This is a genomic window from Nostoc sp. UHCC 0302 (assembly GCF_038096175.1).
Taxonomy (GTDB): domain Bacteria; phylum Cyanobacteriota; class Cyanobacteriia; order Cyanobacteriales; family Nostocaceae; genus UHCC-0302.
The window spans coordinates 7,525,267-7,543,953 of record NZ_CP151099.1; the positions used below are offsets into that span (position 1 = coordinate 7,525,267).

At 41.6% G+C, this 18,687-nt stretch carries 24 protein-coding genes; 9 read left to right on the forward strand and 15 right to left on the reverse strand.

The features are described from left to right. Nucleotides 1-16: 16 nt before the first annotated feature. From WKK05_RS32570 to WKK05_RS32580, 3 genes are all read left to right on the forward strand, one after another. Nucleotides 17-466 carry a hypothetical protein gene (locus WKK05_RS32570; protein ID WP_341527119.1) on the forward strand — a complete coding sequence of 150 codons (450 nt, stop codon included), beginning with the start codon at nt 17-19 and terminating at the stop codon, nt 464-466. Nucleotides 467-578: 112 nt separating this feature from the next. Beyond that, nucleotides 579-752, forward strand: coding sequence for a 50S ribosomal protein L32 (rpmF, locus tag WKK05_RS32575; RefSeq protein ID WP_094328804.1), 174 nt, complete (start codon nt 579-581; stop codon nt 750-752). A gap of 177 nt (nt 753-929) precedes the next feature. Then, a complete protein-coding gene (locus WKK05_RS32580) occupies nt 930-1,535 on the forward strand; it encodes a sulfite oxidase-like oxidoreductase (RefSeq protein ID WP_341527120.1) in 606 nt (201 codons plus the stop codon). Between the two features lie 42 nt (nt 1,536-1,577). Here WKK05_RS32580 and WKK05_RS32585 read toward each other — a convergent pair whose 3' ends face one another. From WKK05_RS32585 to WKK05_RS32600, 4 genes are all read right to left on the reverse strand, one after another. After that, entirely contained in the window at nt 1,578-2,966 is a 1,389-nt protein-coding gene (locus WKK05_RS32585; protein ID WP_341527121.1) for an aldehyde dehydrogenase, read from the reverse strand. A gap of 176 nt (nt 2,967-3,142) precedes the next feature. Further along, the gene (locus WKK05_RS32590) at nt 3,143-4,288 is read right to left on the reverse strand and encodes a hybrid sensor histidine kinase/response regulator (protein WP_341527122.1); all 1,146 of its coding nucleotides are present in this window, start codon (nt 4,286-4,288) and stop codon (nt 3,143-3,145) included. 39 nt (nt 4,289-4,327) lie between these two features. After that, entirely contained in the window at nt 4,328-4,558 is a 231-nt protein-coding gene (locus tag WKK05_RS32595; RefSeq protein ID WP_341527123.1) for a hypothetical protein, read from the reverse strand. A 122-nt stretch (nt 4,559-4,680) separates the two neighbouring features. Continuing rightward, entirely contained in the window at nt 4,681-4,911 is a 231-nt protein-coding gene (locus WKK05_RS32600) for a hypothetical protein (RefSeq protein ID WP_341527124.1), read from the reverse strand. A gap of 168 nt (nt 4,912-5,079) precedes the next feature. On the opposite strand from WKK05_RS32600, the gene WKK05_RS32605 reads away from it, so the two are divergent. Continuing rightward, entirely contained in the window at nt 5,080-6,078 is a 999-nt protein-coding gene (locus WKK05_RS32605; protein WP_341527125.1) for an NACHT domain-containing protein, read from the forward strand. A 114-nt stretch (nt 6,079-6,192) separates the two neighbouring features. Next, nucleotides 6,193-7,416 carry a hypothetical protein gene (locus WKK05_RS32610; RefSeq protein WP_341527126.1) on the forward strand — a complete coding sequence of 408 codons (1,224 nt, stop codon included), beginning with the start codon at nt 6,193-6,195 and terminating at the stop codon, nt 7,414-7,416. A 193-nt stretch (nt 7,417-7,609) separates the two neighbouring features. Here the strand turns inward: WKK05_RS32610 and WKK05_RS32615 are convergent, their stop codons facing one another. From WKK05_RS32615 to WKK05_RS32635, 5 genes are all read right to left on the reverse strand, one after another. Further along, entirely contained in the window at nt 7,610-7,807 is a 198-nt protein-coding gene (locus WKK05_RS32615; RefSeq protein ID WP_341527127.1) for a hypothetical protein, read from the reverse strand. 19 nt (nt 7,808-7,826) lie between these two features. After that, on the reverse strand, nt 7,827-9,542 hold the full coding sequence (gene ureC / locus WKK05_RS32620) for an urease subunit alpha (protein WP_341527128.1): 1,716 nt from the start codon (nt 9,540-9,542) through the stop codon (nt 7,827-7,829). Nucleotides 9,543-9,620: 78 nt separating this feature from the next. Next, nucleotides 9,621-9,932, reverse strand: a complete 312-nt coding sequence (locus tag WKK05_RS32625; RefSeq protein ID WP_341527129.1) for an urease subunit beta — start codon at nt 9,930-9,932, stop codon at nt 9,621-9,623. 29 nt (nt 9,933-9,961) lie between these two features. Then, the gene (gene ureA / locus WKK05_RS32630; protein ID WP_341527130.1) at nt 9,962-10,264 is read right to left on the reverse strand and encodes an urease subunit gamma; all 303 of its coding nucleotides are present in this window, start codon (nt 10,262-10,264) and stop codon (nt 9,962-9,964) included. Between the two features lie 19 nt (nt 10,265-10,283). Further along, nucleotides 10,284-11,123: an urease accessory protein UreD gene (locus tag WKK05_RS32635; protein WP_341527131.1), complete on the reverse strand. Its 840-nt coding sequence runs from the start codon at nt 11,121-11,123 to the stop codon at nt 10,284-10,286. A 174-nt stretch (nt 11,124-11,297) separates the two neighbouring features. Between WKK05_RS32635 and WKK05_RS32640 the strand changes: the two genes are divergently transcribed. Next, on the forward strand, nt 11,298-11,528 hold the full coding sequence (locus WKK05_RS32640; RefSeq protein WP_341527132.1) for a DUF1902 domain-containing protein: 231 nt from the start codon (nt 11,298-11,300) through the stop codon (nt 11,526-11,528). A gap of 414 nt (nt 11,529-11,942) precedes the next feature. Here the strand turns inward: WKK05_RS32640 and groL are convergent, their stop codons facing one another. Genes groL through groES form a run of 3 tightly spaced genes read right to left on the reverse strand, consistent with a single transcriptional unit; the run spans nt 11,943 to nt 14,041 of the window. Beyond that, nucleotides 11,943-13,577 (reverse strand): chaperonin GroEL, encoded by a 1,635-nt coding sequence (gene groL / locus WKK05_RS32645; RefSeq protein ID WP_341527133.1) that lies wholly within the window; start codon nt 13,575-13,577, stop codon nt 11,943-11,945. Then, on the reverse strand, nt 13,552-13,689 hold the full coding sequence (locus tag WKK05_RS32650) for a hypothetical protein (protein WP_341527134.1): 138 nt from the start codon (nt 13,687-13,689) through the stop codon (nt 13,552-13,554). The genes groL and WKK05_RS32650 overlap by 26 nt, the downstream gene beginning before the upstream one ends. A 40-nt stretch (nt 13,690-13,729) precedes the next feature. Next, on the reverse strand, nt 13,730-14,041 hold the full coding sequence (gene groES / locus WKK05_RS32655; RefSeq protein ID WP_341527135.1) for a co-chaperone GroES: 312 nt from the start codon (nt 14,039-14,041) through the stop codon (nt 13,730-13,732). A gap of 358 nt (nt 14,042-14,399) precedes the next feature. On the opposite strand from groES, the gene WKK05_RS32660 reads away from it, so the two are divergent. Continuing rightward, entirely contained in the window at nt 14,400-14,873 is a 474-nt protein-coding gene (locus WKK05_RS32660; protein WP_341527136.1) for a ferredoxin, read from the forward strand. Nucleotides 14,874-15,207: 334 nt separating this feature from the next. Continuing rightward, nucleotides 15,208-15,885, forward strand: coding sequence for a response regulator transcription factor (locus WKK05_RS32665; RefSeq protein WP_010997804.1), 678 nt, complete (start codon nt 15,208-15,210; stop codon nt 15,883-15,885). A gap of 62 nt (nt 15,886-15,947) precedes the next feature. Here the strand turns inward: WKK05_RS32665 and WKK05_RS32670 are convergent, their stop codons facing one another. The 3 genes from WKK05_RS32670 to WKK05_RS32680 form a co-directional block, all read right to left on the reverse strand. After that, nucleotides 15,948-16,256, reverse strand: coding sequence for an NIL domain-containing protein (locus WKK05_RS32670; RefSeq protein ID WP_341527137.1), 309 nt, complete (start codon nt 16,254-16,256; stop codon nt 15,948-15,950). Nucleotides 16,257-16,550: 294 nt separating this feature from the next. Beyond that, nucleotides 16,551-17,942: an asparagine--tRNA ligase gene (gene asnS / locus WKK05_RS32675; RefSeq protein ID WP_341527138.1), complete on the reverse strand. Its 1,392-nt coding sequence runs from the start codon at nt 17,940-17,942 to the stop codon at nt 16,551-16,553. Nucleotides 17,943-17,944: 2 nt separating this feature from the next. Then, nucleotides 17,945-18,307, reverse strand: a complete 363-nt coding sequence (locus WKK05_RS32680) for a hypothetical protein (RefSeq protein ID WP_341527139.1) — start codon at nt 18,305-18,307, stop codon at nt 17,945-17,947. Between the two features lie 44 nt (nt 18,308-18,351). Between WKK05_RS32680 and WKK05_RS32685 the strand changes: the two genes are divergently transcribed. Further along, nucleotides 18,352-18,630: a DUF6439 family protein gene (locus tag WKK05_RS32685; protein WP_341527140.1), complete on the forward strand. Its 279-nt coding sequence runs from the start codon at nt 18,352-18,354 to the stop codon at nt 18,628-18,630. The last annotated feature ends 57 nt before the right edge of the window (nt 18,631-18,687 follow it).

Below are 18,687 nucleotides of genomic sequence, written 5' to 3' on the forward strand. Positions count from 1 at the left end.
AAGGAGCTAAAAGGTCATGAGCAGGAGTTATGCTCACCTACCATCATCGATCATCCCCTTTTTAGTTATTAGCCAAATTGCCAGAAGAATCCGGATAGTTCCTTTAATAGTTTTGCTGGGATCTACAGTTCCTGTATGGCTTGCCTCAGAAGCGATCGCACCTCAGATTGTACGAGCTTACACCGCGAGAGTTGACCTTGCCATTGACCGCTTACCAGAGGAAAATTACCAAACTATGCTCACAAGAGCAGAAGCGGCTGCTAGAGCTGCTGCTCAGCGGAGCTTCGACCAAGATATCTTGGTAACAGATGTTTCAATTATTGTATCCGTACAAAGTTATGGAGCGATCGCCCCAATTTTGGCATTAGAAGTGAGTCGCCCCCAGTGGCGGACACGCCCCGATGCTCAACGTTGGGCAACTTATTTCAAAACTGCGCGATCGCTATTATTTTTTGAGAAGCAGTGATTGGGCATGGGGCATAATCATGCCCATGCCCAATCCCCTATGCCCCATTTCCAATTTGAGCAATTGATGGCTTAAAATAAGAAGGTTGTCAAGAATTGCGATATCCGCTATCATGGCTGTTCCTAAGAAGAAAACTTCCAAGTCCAAACGAGATAAACGCCGAGCTACCTGGAGGCACAAAGCTGTTGTTGAAGCTCAAAAAGCTCTCTCTTTGGGCAAATCGATTTTGACTGGACGTTCTACGTTTGTCTATCCAGCTGCTGAAGAAGAGGAAGAAGAATCATAAAACTTCGCAGGAGTTTGGAAAAGAAGGTTTAGCAGGTTAACCTGCTTTTCAAAAAGTCCCTGCGGCATGAGCCGCTGGGAGTGATAAATAACAAGTAAAGTATCTGGTACTTGCTTTTCGCTACTTAGCAAAAAAGCTTTTAACTATCTTGAAAAAACTTATTTTTCTACGACTATTATGCTAGGAAAATTTTTTCAGAAACCAGAGAAGGAAGAGGGCGATCGCGTTCCTCCAGGTCAGCATCTTGCCAAAGGCTTTCCTGTATTGACTTATAGTGCAACACCCCAAGTCAATGCCCAAGAGTGGGAGTTTCGGGTTTGGGGTTTAGCCAAACCTGTCACCTTTACTTGGTCAGACTTTATGGCACTACCTCAACATGAGTTTACAGCGGACTTCCACTGTGTAACGCGCTGGTCTAAATTGGATGTCAAATGGACTGGCATTAAAGTCACAGACTTCATGGGCTTAGTTGAGGTAGATCCCAAAGCAGCGCATATTATGGAACACTGCTATGGTGGTTACACTACAAATATCTCAATAGAAGACTTTGTACGGGAAGAAAACTTCTTTGCCTTTAAAGTTTTTGGCGAGGAATTACCATCTGAACATGGTGGGCCGATGCGTCTAGTTGTTCCCCATCTCTACGCTTGGAAAAGTGCTAAGTGGATTAATGGTTTAGAGTTTCTAAATCGCGAAGAACTGGGTTTTTGGGAGCGTAATGGTTACCACCATCGTGGCGAACCCTGGGCAGAGGAACGTTATAGCAGCGCTTTTGGGTTTTAATATTTAGGAGACGCGATTAATCGCGTCTCCTAATTTTATTCTTCACTTTTGTCCTAAAAGTCGCTTGAGAAAAGCCAATTTGCCCTTGTAGGGAGCGTACCGCCATTTTAACTCTAGCCAAAAAGAGTTTTGCAGTACGCTTTTGTCATGAGAAAAAGTGTCAAAACTAGCTTTACCATGATAGCTGCCAATACCGCTATCACCTACACCGCCAAATGGTAAAGATGAGACGCCAAACTGCATAACTGTGTCGTTAATGCACACTCCACCAGATGAAGTTTCCTGCAAAACTCGCTTTTGCAGGTTTTCATTTTGAGAAAACAAGTATAAAGCTAAAGGCTTTGGCCGAGAGTTAATTAAAGCGATCGCTTCCGCAATATCAGTATATTCAATTATAGGTAAAATAGGGCCAAAAATTTCCTCCTGCATAATGGGATGTTCTAAAGAAACATGATCAATTAATGTGGGAGCAATATAACGCTCTGAAGGTTTAGTTTCTCCACCAATAATAACTTCACCATCTTTAAGAAAGTTAACTAATCTATCAAATTGTTTTTGATTAATAATCCTGGCATAATCTGGACTATGAACTGGATTATCACCATAAAATTCTTTGAGGCATTTTTGTAGCCCATCTACTAAATTTTGTTTGATTTTTTTATTAACTAAAAGATAGTCAGGTGCGATACAAGTTTGCCCAGCATTTAAAAACTTACCCCATGTAATTCGTCTGACGGTATGCTCAAGATTAATATCAGTATCCACAATACAAGGACTTTTGCCGCCCAATTCTAAAGTAACTGGTGTAAGATGTTTTGCTGCCGCTTCCATGATGATTTTACCCACGGCTGTACCACCAGTAAAAAAGATATGATCAAACTTTTCAGCCAATAGTTTTTGGCTTGTTTCTATACCTCCTTCTAAGGCTGCAATATAAGTTGGCTCGAAATATTTAGTAATCATTTCAGCTATGATGCTGGAGGTGTGAGGGGCAAGTTCTGAAGGTTTGATAACTGCACAATTTCCTGCTGCGATCGCACCTATTAAAGGTGAGATAATTAATTGAAATGGATAGTTCCAAGCACCAATAATCAAAACCACACCAAGGGGTTCTGGATAAATTTTGGCTGAGTATGAAAAGAATTCCCAGGGAACTGCTGCTTTTCTTGGCTTAGTCCAATTAAAGAGATTTTTTATTACATAATCAATCTCTTTAATTGAGAAAATTTCTGTAGCATAAATTTCAAACTCTGGTTTATGTAAATCAGCTTGTAATGCTTGGATTATTGCTTGTTCGTATTCACTAATTGCTTGCTTAAGAATTTTTAGTTGTTCAATACGAAAATTAACATCTTTAGTTTTGCCATTATTAAAAAACTCCCGCTGGCTAAATATAATTTTAGAAAACTCTGATAATTCAACAGTATTCATGTTTTCCTTATGTAAAAATATGGATTTCCTAACAGGATTATTGGATTAGTATATTTAAGTAATTAATATTAATATTTTGAATTATCAAAATATTAATACTTTTTGATGGGGAAATAGTAGTAAGTAATGATAAATTATTAACAAACAAGATTGCGAATTACATAATTCAGATTTTTTTATGGTTTGACGGGTAGAATTACAATAAATACACTACCTTTACCCAACTCGGAATTTAGTAGGATACTGCCTTGATGTGCTTCGACAATTCGGCGAGATAGATACAGCCCTAAACCACTACCAGAACGCTTGTGGCTGCCTTGTCGAAATCGTTCAAATATAGTGGATTGTTCTTCAGGAGCAATACCTGAGCCAGTATCTATAATCTCAACGGTAATGTAATCAACAGAATTGGGATTAGAAGATAACTGAGAAAGCTGGCTTTTACCGAACTGAGGTTGGGAAGCAAGACGAATAGTTATAGACCCAGAGTCTGTAAATTTGATAGCATTGCCGATTAAGTTGGTAAACAGACGATGTAATTCTAAGCGATCGCCCTTCACAATTTTTGTGCGTGACTCTTCAGTAAAATCTAGATTAAGGGACAGTATTTTGTCTTGAGCTAAGGGTGATAATTCTCCAGCCACCTCTTGTAGTAACTGGCTGAGATTCACTGGTTGAAATGCTAAGGTTTTGCGACCTGCTTCAAAGCGATAAACTTCTAATAAAGTATTAACCATAGAAAGCAGATTGATATTGCTGCGAGCCATGATTGCAATTACTTCCTGCATTTGCGGTGATAATGCTCCTAAAGCACCCTGCTGAAACAGCGCCAACATTCGATCAGCGGCGACTAAGGGAGTACGTAAGTCATGGGTGAGACGGGAAACAAAATCTTCTCGTTGGCGGGCAATTTCATCACGTTCATCCATACTGTGCTTCAAGCGTAGGAGCGATCGCACTCTTGCCAACAATTCGTCTACTGTAACAGGCTTGCGGATAAAATCATCAGCACCCAAGTCTAATCCGTGGGCGACATTGGGCGCATCGTGAGCAGTTATCAACAATATCGGGATATATTGCGGCAATTTCATATCTCCACGAATATGCTTAGTGACTTCGTAGCCATCCATTCCTGGCATCATCAGATCCAGCAACACCAAATCACAAGGCGATGCTTTCAGTTGTGCTAATGCTGAAATCCCATTTTCTGCGGTGCTAATCGTGTAGCCTTCTTCCTCCAAAATAGTTTTAATCAAGAACACGTTATCAGGAGAGTCATCGACAACCAAAATTTTGTCAGAACGAGAAGATGGTGAATTCATGTTGCAGTTAAGTGGGAGTAAAAGTAAATTTTTGTGAGATTAGATATATTTATATGAAATTGTGTCTAAAACTTTCACTTGATCTCCCATTTCAAAAATATTATTTCCTGAGAATTTAGTATCAAAAGACTGTGGAAGTTTTGTCAGGTTCAACTGTAATGGTTTTTTGCCAAATAATAACTCACTAATAGAATTATGGCTGATAAAATTTTGGGGATGTAAATGCGTAGGCGATCGCTGCAAGGGAAAAGTATTTTCTAAGTTAATCACAGCTGCTTACTTCTAATGGTAGAGTGAGCTTCCCGTAAGTAGGATAGCCCCTGAACAGCATTCTGCACAATTCGTTTTCTAAATGAGGTGCATAAAAGAAGCGGTTGTTTGCCTCTCTAAAATTAACCATGAGTTTCTAAATCATCGTCTTGTGGTGATTTTGGTAAAAATTTTGGGGAAGTTTTGAGCAAAATCCAATCAAGATAGAGTACAAGAATCTGCATCTTCAAAAAGTGGTTGAGGCGTTTGAAGTTGTCATCCTTCAGCACCCATGTCCAAAATTTTTCCAGTAGTAGCCCAAATATAACTTCAACAGACTTATTTAGAAGTAAGGGGATTAGCGTTTCCAGCATTGCGACAACCTCAGTTGCTTGACTGAGTTCAATATCGCAATTTTGTTTTGTGGTTATTTATTTGACTTATGGTGACTTAGATTGACTTGTCTTGACATATCGTGACTAACTGCAAATCTTTGAAAACCCAAGCTAGACTTAACTTTAAGGCGATTTCATCCTAGATATATGTCATTATCCAGAGACTTCCTTACACAACTAGAGCAATACAGCGAATTGTCAAATAGAGAAAAGGCAGTTTTTGTGGAAATCTTTGGTAATAGCAAGAGCCGAGTCGAAGTGACACAAGTGCTTCACATCTCTGAAAGCAATCTCAGTAGTTGCCTGACAGGTATTTACAAGAAGTTCAGTATTAGTGGCAGTGGGCCTGTAAAAGAAAGCCGCTTACGGGAGTATCTCCAAAAGCGATATTCACAGCAAAAACCTGCTGATAGCTCAACTGCCAATATTGCAGAGGATGATATTGATGTTCTAGTTCAAGAAATCCGGGAAAAGGTGAAACCCAGCATCAAAGAAAAATGTGGAACCATGCGGGTGCTGGATATGGATCAGCCTATTGAGTTAACCGGAGAGCGAGGTATCTATACTAATGTCAACATTCTGGAGAAAATTACGGGACGCAGGCGATTAGATATCTGTGAACTGCTGCAAAACAGTCATCCTGATGAATTTGATCGTTTTGGGCTTAGCCAAGTTACTGAGAAGCGAGTGCTAGGTTTGGAAGCAGTGCAACGTCACAACAAGCTAATGGTTTTAGGCAAACCCGGAGCTGGGAAGACCACCTTTTTAAAGTACTTGGCGATGCAATGCATTGAGGGACAGTATTTGACCAACAGAATTCCTTTTTTTATTACCCTCAAAGAGTTTGCGGAAGAATTTCAACAGCCAGATATTCTAGAATATATTGTTCAAAAATTATCAGTATGTGGAGTACATGATGAAAAAGAGAAAGCAGAGCAACTCTTGCGACACGGTAAAGTATTGGTGTTACTAGATGGATTAGATGAAGTTCGGGAAGAAGATACAAAAAGAATATTACGGCAAATTCTGGAGTTTTCTGAGGATTTTCATGCCAACCAGTTTGTTATTACCTGTCGCATAGCTTCTAAGGAATACATTTTTGAGAAGTTTACTGAAGTAGAAATGGCAGATTTTGACAAGGAGTAAATCGCTATTCTTGCACAAAATTGGTTTCGGTTAGTTGACCCCGTAAAAGCTGAAAGACTTATCAAAAAACTACAAGATAACGAGCCGATTCAAGAATTAGCCACTAATCCACTATTGTTAACACTACTTTGTTTAGTGTTTGGAGAAAATGCAGATTTTCCAGCTAATCGCTCCGAACTTTATAAAGAAGGGTTGGATATCTTGTTAAAAAAATGGGATGCTAAACGCAATATTGAGCGCGATCAAGTATATAGAAATCTGTCACGGCACCGCAAGGAAGATTTGTTAAGTCAAATTGCTCTGGCTACCTTTGAACGTAAGGAGTATTTTTTTAAGCAAAGAAATATTGAGGTATATATTAGTGATTTTATCTACAACTTACATGATGCTCGTACTGAACCACAGGAATTAGAACTAGATAGCGAAGTGGTTTTAAAATCTATTGAATCACAGCATGGACTATTGATTGAACGGGCAAAGGGAATATATTCTTTTTCACATCTTACATTTCAAGAGTATTTCACCGCTAGAGAAATTGTTGCTAGTTCTACCTCGGAAAATTTAGTAGAACATATCACGGAGACACGCTGGCGAGAGGTCTTTTTGCTCACTGTGGGTATGATGCAGAAGGCAGATGATTTGGTGCAATTGATGAAGCAAAAGATTGATGATTTGATTGCGTCAGATAAAAAGTTGCAGCAGTTTCTTATCTGGCTGAATCAAAAATCACTTTCTGTAGAACTTCCCTATAAGCTTGCCGCAGTTCGAGCTTTTTACTTTGATTATGACCTTATGGGTGATTTTAATGGGGTTTACCTCACTCTTCCATACGCCCTCGAATCACGATTGGCTGACGATGATGACTTGATTTTAAACTTTGAATATAACAAAATTGAAGAGCTGCGCGAAATTGCTCTTGATCATAATCTTGTAACTTCTCTTAATTTAGCTTTTGAATTTAAATATGTAGACCAAGTAGAAGGATTTATTTATAGTGCTTTATATTGCCTTCATGACTGCAATTTCAAGAGATTATTACAGATGCTTTATGAGCAGTTGCCTGAAGTAGATGAATATGAGGTGGGCAAATCTAAATGGAATCACCAAGCTTGGAGTAAGCAACTCAGATCATTGATGATTGAACATCGCAACATTGGGCATGACTGGCAGTTCAATCATTCACAAAAAGAATTATTGCGTTGGTACTATGATGCTAATTTACTTCTTGTAGATTGTCTCAATAGTGATTGTTATATCAGCCGTGAAATTAGGCAGGAAATTGAAGATACTTTGCTGTTACCAATGAATGAATTAAAAAGTAAAAGCTTTTTAGATTAGAGTTGTTTTCTATTATCAATATCGATGAGAGTCTAATATCTTCTCAATTTCCTGCCAGTCTTGATAATTAATTATCACTTCTAGCGGACGTATAGCTTCATCAGTCACAATTTTTTTCTTAAAAGGTAACATTGTTCTTGGCTTCAAATGCAAACTATCATTATTTGATCGTAACTTTAAAACAAGTCATTACTCATTCCTCAGAGGCGATACTATCCAAAAGTTTTTGGAATTCTGCTGTGGAAGGAATTGCGATCGCTATTTTGAGCAGCTTTCTCAGCACACATAAATCATTAATTCCATTAACAAACTCGATAATTGAGCTTGGCACTTCTCCAAACTGCGTCTCTAGAACTTTCGATAATTCCTTCTTAGTAACTTCTGACTTCAATAGATTGGTCTGTGATCAACTAAAACAAAAAGTACCTCTGCGCCATTGGTAAAACTGTCGCAGGTTCACAAATCAGCAGCTCTCCATCTGCCTTCACTTCATAGGTTTCTGGATCTACTTCAATGTGTGGTAATGCATCATTTAGCTTCATATCCCGCTTACTCAATTGGCGGGTTCCAGAAACGGCAACAGCCGTTTTCTGTAAACGTAGCTGGCTGGGAATTTCTTGCTCTAATGCTGATTGCGAAACAAAAGTTAACGATGTGGCATTCTTCGCACCTGCAAAACTGCCAAACATTGGTCGCATATGCACAGGTTGCGGTGTAGGAATACTAGCGTTAGCATCACCCATTTGCGACCATGCAATCATTCCACCTTTAATCACTATCTCCGGTTTCACGCCAAAAAACGCCGGACGCCACAAACACAAATCTGCTAGTTTCCCCTCTTCCACTGAACCCACATATTGCGCTATTCCGTGGGTAATTGCTGGGTTTATAGTGTACTTTGCAACATACCTTTTTGCTCGGAAATTGTCTGCCCTTTGCTCTGTTCCTTGTGGGTTAAGAGTTCCCCGTTGCACCTTCATTTTGTGAGATGTCTGCCAGGTGCGAATTATCACTTCGCCTACCCTTCCCATTGCCTGGGAATCAGAAGAAATCATGCTAAATGCGCCTAAGTCGTGCAAAATGTCTTCAGCAGCAATGGTTTCTCGGCGGATGCGAGATTCGGCAAAAGCAACATCTTCGGCGATCGCTGGGTCGAGGTGATGACATACCATCAACATATCCAGGTGTTCATCTAAGGTGTTGACGGTGTAAGGACGTGTCGGGTTGGTGGAAGATGGCAATACATTAGCTTGACTACAAACTTTGATAATGTCTGGTGCGTGTCCGCCGCCTGCACCCTCGGTGTGGTAGGTGTGGATGGCACGATTCTTAAAAGCAGCGATCGTATCTTCGACAAATCCAGCTTCATTCAACGTATCAGTATGAATTGCTACTTGCACATCATATTCATCGGCAATGCTGAGGCAGGTATCAATTGCTGCGGGTGTAGTTCCCCAGTCTTCATGTAGTTTTAACCCCATTGCACCGGCGGCTACTTGTTCTACAAGTCCTTGGGGTTGACTGGCGTTCCCTTTGCCCAAAAATCCTAAGTTAACAGGAAAAGCATCAGCAGCTTGCAGCATACGATAAATATTCCAAGGGCCGGGGGTGCAGGTAGTGGCATTTGTACCTGTGGCAGGGCCAGTACCGCCGCCGATCATAGTGGTAATACCGGAAGCGATCGCCACTTCTATCTGTTGAGGACAAATAAAATGAATATGTGCATCAATACCGCCAGCCGTGAGAATCATTCCTTCTCCGGCTAAAGCTTCAGTTCCAGGGCCAATAATAATATCTACATTGTCTTGAATATAAGGATTTCCAGCTTTCCCAATTTTGAAAATATTGCCATCCTTAATGCCAATATCTGCTTTGACGATACCCCACCAATCGAGAATTAAAGCATTGGTAATTACTAAATCTACAGCACCATCGGCATTAGAAATTGGGGATTGTCCCATCCCATCCCTGATTACTTTACCGCCACCAAATTTCACTTCATCACCGTAGGTTGTGAAGTCATGTTCAACTTCAATAAATAATTCTGTATCTGCAAGTCGGACGCGATCGCCTACTGTAGGGCCGTAGGTTTCGGCGTAGGCGCGACGATCCATTCTGTAACTCATAAGTACTCCTGAAGAATTATCTAACCGCAGAGGCGCATTCGCCTTGGTCTCGTAGAGAAGAACGCAGAGAAGAGTTTTTTAAGAATCTAGTTGTCCGTTGATTTTGCTGTTGAAACCGTAGACTTGGCGGCTACCAACTAAGGGGACTAAAGTAATTTCTTTTTCATCACCTGGTTCAAAACGAACCGCTGTTCCTGCGGGGATATCGAGGCGCATTCCTCGCGCTTGTTTTCTCTCAAAAATTAAGGCGTTGTTGACTTCATAAAAGTGAAAGTGAGAACCGACTTGTATGGGGCGATCGCCTGTATTTGACACTTGCAATCTAATAGTAGAACGACCGACATTTAGTTCAATTTCGCCTTCTGGAACGATATATTCTCCTGGAATCATACTTTGCGCCTCTGCGCCTCTGCGTGAGATTATCTAATTGGATTATGTACTGTCACCAACTTTGTGCCATCAGGAAAAGTCGCTTCTACTTGAACTTCATGCACCATTTCTGGTATACCTTCCATTACCTCATCCCGCGTTAATAGCGTTGTCCCATAACTCATCAATTCTGCTACTGTTTGCCCATCTCTTGCACCTTCTAAAATAGCAGCAGAAATATAGGCAACTGCTTCCGGGTAATTCAGTTTTAAACCTCTTTCTTTACGTCTTTCCGCTAATAGCGCCGCTGTAAAAATTAACAGCTTATCTTTTTCCTGCGGCGTAAGTTGCATTTCTTCTCTCCTCTGTGGTTCAAACCTGCCACACTCTTGGTATACAATTACCACGATTCAAAAAAGAAACTCGTAGCAACTGCCAAATATCAGTAAACCAGTTTCTCACCTCAGTTGTGGAATAACCGCGATATCGACATAAAAGTCCATGCGGTAAACGAGTAACACCTATTTCTCCAGTATCATCTCCCAATTTTCGTATTTTTTCCAATATTTCCGATGAAACAGCACTTCCAACCCAAATTAGACTACCTACTATTGGTTTTCCAGACAAGCCGTGAGGACTGTGAAAAATGTCTTCGCTACCCGCTAACCATTGCCGATCAATCCACAAGGGAACACCTTGCCGCCAAATTTCAGTGTGCGATCGCCATTCTCCTAAGTAAAATTTCTCTCCTCTGGCACTGCGACCAAATCGGGTAATTTCCCAGCCTAAAAAGCTGGCTCCGGTTGCTAATTCTACACGTAAATCTTGCCGATAAATCGCGCCATTAAATAATATTGTTTCTTGAGGTAGCCATTCTAAACAAGCACCAGCATCAACTTGCATTTGAATGGATTGTTTAGCTTGCAAGCCATTACTACGGTATATTTTACTAGCGGCTGCTGTAGTAATTAAGGCTTGAGTATTGGGTTGGAGGTGAAAATTACTAGATAGGCGATCGCCTCCTACAACTCCCCCAGCAGTGTGTAAAATTACGCTATGACAGACCTTTTGCCCTTCTGGATAAAACGGGCGTTGCACCTTCAGTGGTGCTTGCTGGTGATTATAAATTAACTGGGTTGTACCTTGGCGATCAGCATAGACTAAGTTGAGTTTGCCATGCCAACCTTCTGCGGTTTGTGAGTTACAAGTCATTTATAAATTAAACATTATTTTTTTGCTAACTTAACTAATGCATAATAATCTCACGCCAAGTCGCAAAGACGCAAAGAAAAAGTTTTGATATTTGAAGAGAAAATAGTGCGATCGCTTAAGTTTAGAAAAGCGATACGATAAAAATGGAAGTAAACGTAATAACCGCTGACAAAAATGGAAAGATTACTAAATATCCAAATTGAGAAATTACCAGAGGGCGTTTATTTAGCAACATCTGATGAACTTCAAGGTTTAGTTGCTCAAGGACGGACAGTTGCTGAAACTTTAGAAATTGCCCGCGATGTAGCGCGAAAGTTACTAGAAGCACAGTCTCAGGAAGAGGAAACAGATTATTTGCAACCAATAGCAGAGCAGTTTAACTATCCTTTAGTTATAAGCCAGTAGTAAATTTATGGGGCGGTTAGCTGGATTTAGCTATAGACAGATTATCAAAATTTTGAAAACATTTGACTTCGTTTTTTATCGTCAAGCCGCAGGAAGTAACAAAATCTAGTTTAATCCTGAAACTAATCGTTATACTACTATTCCTAATCATTCTGGTGATATGCCACAGAGAGCATTACCTGCAATTTTAAGACAAGCAGGGATTGAGCCAAATGAGTTTCTAGAACGCTCTTAAAAATTAAGATTCCTAAGAGCAAAAAAGGGGTAATTAATAGTTGTTTACTGCATTTATCATCTGTTAAGACCTTTTAAAAACGGTTTAGAAAATTTTTGCATCGTTCACAGTTCGCATAAAAAAACAGCCGCCTCCACATGGGAAGCAGCTGTTTTTTACAAACTAGTAACTACAGAGTATTAGTAATCGAAGTCACCGCCAGCGCCAGCACCCGCAGCAGGAGCGCTATCTTTAGGCTCAGGCTTGTCAACAACGATACATTCGGTTGTCAACACCATACCAGCAATGGAAGCAGCGTTTTGCAGAGCAGAACGAGTCACTTTGGCAGGGTCAACAATACCAGCAGCTAACAAATCGACGAATTCGTTAGTTGCTGCGTTGAAGCCAACGTTAAATTCCTTCTCTTTGACGCGTTCAGCAATAACTGCACCATTTTGGCCAGCGTTTTCAGCAATCCGCTTTAGAGGAGCAGGTAAGGCACGAGCTACAATCAACGCACCAGTTAACTCTTCACCAGTCAGGTTGCTGTTCGCCCACTCTTCGAGTACTGGAGTTAGGTGAGCCAGAGTTGTACCACCACCAGGAACGATACCTTCTTCTACAGCAGCTTTGGTAGCGTTGATAGCGTCTTCTAAGCGCAGTTTCTTGTCTTTCATTTCGGTTTCGGTGGCTGCACCGACTTTCACCACAGCAACACCACCAGCCAACTTAGCTAGACGTTCTTGCAGCTTCTCTTTGTCATAAGAAGATTCAGTTTCTTCAATTTGACGGCGAATCTGTTCGATCCGAGCTTTAACAGCAGCTTCGTTACCTTCAGCAACAATTGTGCTGTTGTCCTTGGTAATGGTGATGCGGCGAGCTTTGCCCAAGCTATCAATTTTGGTGTTTTCCAACTTTAAGCCAGCATCTTCAGTGATCAGTTGACCACCAGTCAAGATTGCGATGTCTTCTAGCAGAGCTTTGCGGCGATCGCCAAAGCCAGGAGCCTTAACAGCAGCGACGTTCAGCACACCCCGCAGGCGGTTAACTACCAAGGTTGCCAAAGCTTCTTTTTCAATATCTTCGGCGATAATCACCAAAGGACGACCAGCACGAGCTACTTGCTCTAGAACTGGTACGAGGTCTTGTACCAAAGCGATTTTCTTATCGGTCAGCAACAAGAAAGGCTCATCGAAAACCGCTTCCATCCGCTCAGTATCGGTGGCAAAATAGGGAGAGATGTAGCCTTTGTCAAAGCGCATCCCTTCGGTGATCTCCAATTCTGTGAACATAGATTTCCCTTCTTCTAGGGAAATTACGCCTTCCTTGCCCACCTTGTCCATAGCTTGAGCAATCATTTGACCTACTTCTTCGTCGTTACCAGCAGAGATTGCAGCAACTTGGGCAATAGCTTTGGAATCTTCTACAGGACGAGCGTGTTCGGCAATCTTTTCCACTAAGAAGGTGGTTGCTTTATCAATACCGCGCTTTAATAAAATCGCGTTAGCACCAGCGGCAACGTTCCGCAAGCCTTCTTTAACGATCGCGTGGGCTAGAACAGTTGCGGTAGTAGTGCCATCGCCCGCAGCGTCGTTGGTCTTGGAAGCAGCTTGCCGAATCAAAGACACACCAGTATTTTCAATGTGGTCTTCTAATTCGATTTCTTTAGCGATGGTCACACCATCATTGACGATTTGTGGTGCGCCAAACTTCTTCTCTAGGACTACGTTACGACCTTTGGGGCCAAGGGTAACAGCTACAGCCTCAGCCAGAATATCCATGCCTCGCTCTAAGGCGCGACGGGCGTTTTCATTGTAGATAATGCGCTTTGCCATAGGTGTCTAAATTTGAGGAGTGAGTTAAGTTAATTTTTTCTTGAATTGGGGATTGGGCATTGGGGAGCCATTCTTGTGGGCGGCTCCGCCGACTTGAAAGAACTGGCGTCATTGGTAATTGTTTTGAACCATTCCCTATTCCCTATTTCCCATTAGACGACGACTGCTAAAATGTCTTTTTCAGAGAGCAGTACATATTCTTCGGTTCCGAGCTTGATATCAGTGCCAGCGTACTTAGAGTACAGCACCTTATCACCGACTTTAATTTCCAATTCTTGACGGCTACCGTCGTCATTACGCTTGCCAGGGCCAAGGGCGACTACTTCCCCTACTTGGGGCTTTTCCTTGGCGGTGTCGGGCAAATACAGACCACCTGCGGTCTTTTCTTCAGAGGCGCTCACTTTCACGAAAACGCGATCGCCTAAAGGTTTAACTGTAGAAACGCTTAGAGATACAGCTGCCATATAAATTTCTCCAGAGTTAGCACTCTCAACTCCTGAGTGCTAATTTACCGAACAGCGACGTGCAATAGCAATGATTTCTTGAGTACGGGTTCCCGAACTATAGGAGCGCAAGATTACTTAAGTATAAATACTTAATTATTCGAGATTTTCAGGTTCCGTTCCATAAGTTACGAATATTTTTATATGGTTTCAGAGGGACTGGGGACTAGGGACTGGTGGCTGGGACAGAGTTTTCCCAATCTCCAGTAGCCAATCCCCAGTAGCCAATGCCCAGTACCTAATCCCTGATCCCGTTCTCAGTCAACTTTATTTGCAAAGCTTGGAAATTGTTATAGAACTGTAATCAGGGAGCCGCTCAATGAGTAACAATCTAGTGATCCAGTCCAGCCATCAAATCCCCAAAACTACTAAATCCCCAGAACATAAAGCCCTAAGTAATTGTGTAAAAACTCTAGGACTGGCTAAAATTCAGCGACATATTTTCATCTGTGCTGACCAGACGGTTGCTAACTGCTGCTCAAAACAAGCTAGTCTGGAGTCTTGGGAATACTTAAAAAAGCGGCTTAGAGAGCTAAAACTTGACCAGCCGCAAGACAGTCGTCCCATTTACGTCTTTAGAACCAAAGCCAATTGCTTGCGAGTTTGTTGTTCTGGCCCCATAATGGTGGTTTATCCGGATGGGGTCTGGTATCGCCAAGCAAAGCCAGAAGTTATTGAGCGGATCATCCAAGAACACTTAATAGGCAATAAGGTGGTAGAAGAATATGCATTTTTAAGCCATCCTTTGCCAGAAACTTATCCAGTTTCTTGTGAACATCTCGTAGAAGCTTAACATCCGAAGGATATAGTATGGCAGTAAGCTTTAAGAAAGCGCGGGTTGGTTTTGAGGTAGGGTCATCTTAAGCCAAAACTTACTTGTGAATCAGAAGGATTATTATTTAATCAGTGTTTTTTAGCCCGCCCCTTTCAAAGCGATATATAATAGCGCATTATAGATACTACTGCTATACGTATCCTTGCTGAACTTTTTTCATTAGGCTACTTGTATCTTAAAAGCGCTTAGCACTTTTGAGAATTCAAGATAGCAAAGGAAAAAGTTAAGTTAAGTGAAAAAAAAGACAAAGTCTCAAAGAATCCACCATAGAGGATAACTATTAAAGACCTTGATGGATCGAAGCGCGACAAGTGCCACTGCTATGAAAGAACCCAGCATGAAAGATCACAAACGACTTCTATTGATTGATGATGACCCTAACCTCATCTTGCTGGTGAAGGATTACTTAGAATTCCGGGGATATGAAGTTATCACCGCGGAAAATGGACGAGAAGCTCTGGAAATTTTAGAACACGATGTTCCAGACATGATCATCTGCGACGTGATGATGCCGGAAATGGACGGATATACTTTTGTAGAACAAGTCCGGCAAAACGAGCGTACCAGCTGGATTCCCGTTCTCTTCCTTTCAGCTAAAGGACAAAGCGCAGACCGAGTTAAGGGTCTGAATAAAGGTGCTGATGTATATATGGTCAAGCCCTTTGAGCCAGAAGAACTCGTAGCGCAAGTAGAATCCTCACTGAAACAAACTATCCGTTGGAAAGAACACCAAGCAAAAGGAGGAGAAAACGGTTCCCGCATCCAGGTTCCCTTCGATGTGCAGTTAACCCCAACCGAACTGAAAGTAGTACAGTTTGTAGCCAGGGGTTTGGCTAACCGGGAAATTGCTGAAGAATTAAATGTTAGTCAGCGCACCGTTGAAAGCCATGTGTCCAATATGTTGGGCAAAACCAATCTCCATAACCGCACTGAACTAGCGCGGTGGGCGATTGAAAATCAAATGGCTTAAATCCAGTTAGGAGTTAAAAGTTAAGAGTTATAAATTTTTTAACTCCTAACTTTTAACTAAATCTACCACCCATCTTCTTCAGGAGTCGATTGGTGCAAAACTTCTAAATCCAATTCATCCAGGTAGGTTAAGGCACTTTCAATCTGGGATGTTGTCCCTCGTAACTCCAGATCGAAACAACTGTATTCTGGCACGTTTACGCTTACCCGAACGGCAGCAATAATGACTGTGACACCGTAGTGAGAAACCAGTCGTGAAATCACTGGTTCCTCATGTAGTTCTTGGGGAATGCGAACCTGGATGTGGGTTTGGGTGCGTCTATTATCTCCAATATCAGTGGTAGATTTTACCTGTTTGCTGGGAATTGCCATTATTGCTTCCTATTCAACTTCTTTGATGAGGGTTGTATTTAGCACAATTGCTTTTAACACTAGTGTCACTCATCTCAAGTAGGCAAGCGGTAACAAATAATTCATAATTCGTCATCCATTATTGGCATTCCGTGATGATGAATTATGACTCACCAACTATTAAGTTACTTTATAGCAATCTCTAATTTAGAATTCATCAGGTGTATTGCAATACGCCTCATCTCATATGAGCTTCCTTTATCGAACAGAATTCTGACGCCTGAATTCTGTTCGATAATAGATTTTTATTGAATCCTAAAACTCCGCATTTTGCGGTGTACGCGGGAACGGAATCACATCACGAATATTTCCCATACCCGTTATAAATTGCACAAGTCGTTCAAAACCTAACCCAAAACCAGCGTGGGGAACAGTTCCAAAACGGCGTAAATCGAGATACCACCACAAATCCTCGGGCTTCATCCCTTGCGCCAAGACGCGGCGTTCTAGTACTTCTAAGCGTTCTTCCCGCTGAGAACCGCCAATAATTTCCCCAATCTTAGGCGCAAGAACATCCATTGCCCGGACGGTTTTTTCATCATCGCTTAAGCGCATATAAAATGCTTTGATTTGCGCTGGGTAATCTGTGACGATCGCAGGTTTTTTGAAAAGTTCTTCAGCTAAGTAACGCTCGTGTTCTGATTGTAAATCTAAACCCCAACTTACAGGATATTCAAACTTGACATCGGCTTTTTCGAGGATTTTGATAGCTTCTGTGTAAGTTAAGCGCTCAAACTGATTATTAATAATATTTTCGGCTGTTGCTAACACAGAATTATCAATGCGCTGATTGAAAAATTCCATGTCTTCTGGGCAAGTTTCCAACACATATTTAAAAATGTGTTTGAGAAACGCCTCTGCTAAATCCATATCGCCTTCTAGGTCACAAAAAGCCATTTCTGGCTCAACCATCCAAAATTCTGCTAGGTGGCGGGAGGTGTTGGAATTTTCTGCACGGAAGGTAGGCCCAAAGGTGTAGACGTTACTAAACGCCATCGCCATTACTTCCGCTTCCAACTGACCGCTAACTGTTAAATATGTGGGTTTACCAAAAAAGTCTTGAGTGTAATCTACTGCTTGGTTTTCTGTGCGGGGAATATCTTTAAGATTCAGACTAGTAACGCTGAAAAGTTCACCCGCGCCTTCACAGTCGCTAGCTGTGATAATTGGCGTGTGTACCCACAAAAAGCCTCTTTCTTGGAAGAATTGGTGAATCGCAGTAGAACAGGCATTTCTAACGCGGAAAACTGCACCAAAAGAATTAGTGCGCGATCGCAAATGTCCAATTGTACGCAAAAATTCAAAGGAATGGCGTTTCTTTTGCAGCGGGTATGTGTCGGGATCAGCTTCACCGTAGACTTTCACTGCTTCTGCTTTCAACTCAATTCGCTGTCCTTTGCCTAGAGAAGCCACCAGCACCCCTGTGGCTTCGACAGCTGCACCTGTATTCAGTTTTTTCAAGATAGCTTCGTAATCTGGCAAATCCTGATTGATCACGACTTGCAAATTAGCTAGTGATGAGCCGTCATTGACTTCAATAAAAGCAAACCCTTTAGACTCGCGCTTTGTCCGCACCCAGCCTTGAATTTGGAGGGACTCATCAGGTTGACCACTTCGCAATATTTCTGCAATCCGTCGATTTACCATATTTACCCAGCACAGGACTTTAATATCCAGCCTATGATAACGCCCATTCCACCAAAGCGGACGGCTTGCCAGAAAGGTTTTTTTAGGCTACCCCAAGAAAATAACTGGCTTTCTAAGTTTAGTTCTAGCACTTCTAGCTGCTGTTTGATTTGCCGTAACTCTGCTTTGATTTCTGGCGTCTGATACTTATTTTGATTCAGCCTGTTAAGGCGCTGTTGCAATTCTGCTTTTGAAAAGCGATCGCGTTGCACTTGAACATAACGTTCTTTCAAGGATAGGAGCGATCGCTCTACTTCTTCCAGTTCTTGTTCAAAATCTGGTTCCTGATTTCCCTGTGGTGGCTGCGATTGTTTAGGCGGCTTCATTTACAAGTAGTAAAGTAGAAGTAAATGCAAATGTGCCAATAGTTATGTCTCAATCTACCCAGCTGCCTAAAACTAGCCAACTGAATGAATTTAGTACTCTGGAACTAGCCCAAGCCCTGATGGAAAGGCTAACCATCTCTCCTAACGATTGGCATCGCCTCAAGTCTAACCGCAATTCTCGCGCGAGTGAGCAAGTTGCTGCCGCTGTTGTGTTTCTCCTCAAGAATCAGCCACAAGAAGCTCAAGCAAGATTAGAACAGGCTGTTGGTTGGTTAGATCGATCTATTTCTGCCCCACCCTGTCCGTCTCACGGAAAAAGTTAATAATTAGGAATGAGGAGTTAAGAATTTAAAACTCATGACTCCTCACTTCTAAATCAT

Bases quoted from the DNA above. Each gene is read 5' to 3' on its own strand.
- WKK05_RS32570 (WP_341527119.1), top strand. From the start codon at position 17: ATGAGCAGGAGTTATGCTCACCTACCATCATCGATCATCCCCTTTTTA.
- rpmF (WP_094328804.1), top strand. From the start codon at position 579: ATGGCTGTTCCTAAGAAGAAAACTTCCAAGTCCAAACGAGATAAACGC.
- WKK05_RS32580 (WP_341527120.1), top strand. From the start codon at position 930: ATGCTAGGAAAATTTTTTCAGAAACCAGAGAAGGAAGAGGGCGATCGC.
- WKK05_RS32585 (WP_341527121.1), bottom strand. From the start codon at position 2,966: ATGAATACTGTTGAATTATCAGAGTTTTCTAAAATTATATTTAGCCAG.
- WKK05_RS32590 (WP_341527122.1), bottom strand. From the start codon at position 4,288: ATGAATTCACCATCTTCTCGTTCTGACAAAATTTTGGTTGTCGATGAC.
- WKK05_RS32600 (WP_341527124.1), bottom strand. From the start codon at position 4,911: ATGCTGGAAACGCTAATCCCCTTACTTCTAAATAAGTCTGTTGAAGTT.
- WKK05_RS32605 (WP_341527125.1), top strand. From the start codon at position 5,080: ATGTCATTATCCAGAGACTTCCTTACACAACTAGAGCAATACAGCGAA.
- ureC (WP_341527128.1), bottom strand. From the start codon at position 9,542: ATGAGTTACAGAATGGATCGTCGCGCCTACGCCGAAACCTACGGCCCT.
- WKK05_RS32625 (WP_341527129.1), bottom strand. From the start codon at position 9,932: ATGATTCCAGGAGAATATATCGTTCCAGAAGGCGAAATTGAACTAAAT.
- ureA (WP_341527130.1), bottom strand. From the start codon at position 10,264: ATGCAACTTACGCCGCAGGAAAAAGATAAGCTGTTAATTTTTACAGCG.
- WKK05_RS32635 (WP_341527131.1), bottom strand. From the start codon at position 11,123: ATGACTTGTAACTCACAAACCGCAGAAGGTTGGCATGGCAAACTCAAC.
- WKK05_RS32640 (WP_341527132.1), top strand. From the start codon at position 11,298: ATGGAAAGATTACTAAATATCCAAATTGAGAAATTACCAGAGGGCGTT.
- groL (WP_341527133.1), bottom strand. From the start codon at position 13,577: ATGGCAAAGCGCATTATCTACAATGAAAACGCCCGTCGCGCCTTAGAG.
- WKK05_RS32650 (WP_341527134.1), bottom strand. From the start codon at position 13,689: ATGACGCCAGTTCTTTCAAGTCGGCGGAGCCGCCCACAAGAATGGCTC.
- groES (WP_341527135.1), bottom strand. From the start codon at position 14,041: ATGGCAGCTGTATCTCTAAGCGTTTCTACAGTTAAACCTTTAGGCGAT.
- WKK05_RS32660 (WP_341527136.1), top strand. From the start codon at position 14,400: ATGAGTAACAATCTAGTGATCCAGTCCAGCCATCAAATCCCCAAAACT.
- WKK05_RS32665 (WP_010997804.1), top strand. From the start codon at position 15,208: ATGGATCGAAGCGCGACAAGTGCCACTGCTATGAAAGAACCCAGCATG.
- WKK05_RS32670 (WP_341527137.1), bottom strand. From the start codon at position 16,256: ATGGCAATTCCCAGCAAACAGGTAAAATCTACCACTGATATTGGAGAT.
- asnS (WP_341527138.1), bottom strand. From the start codon at position 17,942: ATGGTAAATCGACGGATTGCAGAAATATTGCGAAGTGGTCAACCTGAT.
- WKK05_RS32680 (WP_341527139.1), bottom strand. From the start codon at position 18,307: ATGAAGCCGCCTAAACAATCGCAGCCACCACAGGGAAATCAGGAACCA.
- WKK05_RS32685 (WP_341527140.1), top strand. From the start codon at position 18,352: ATGTCTCAATCTACCCAGCTGCCTAAAACTAGCCAACTGAATGAATTT.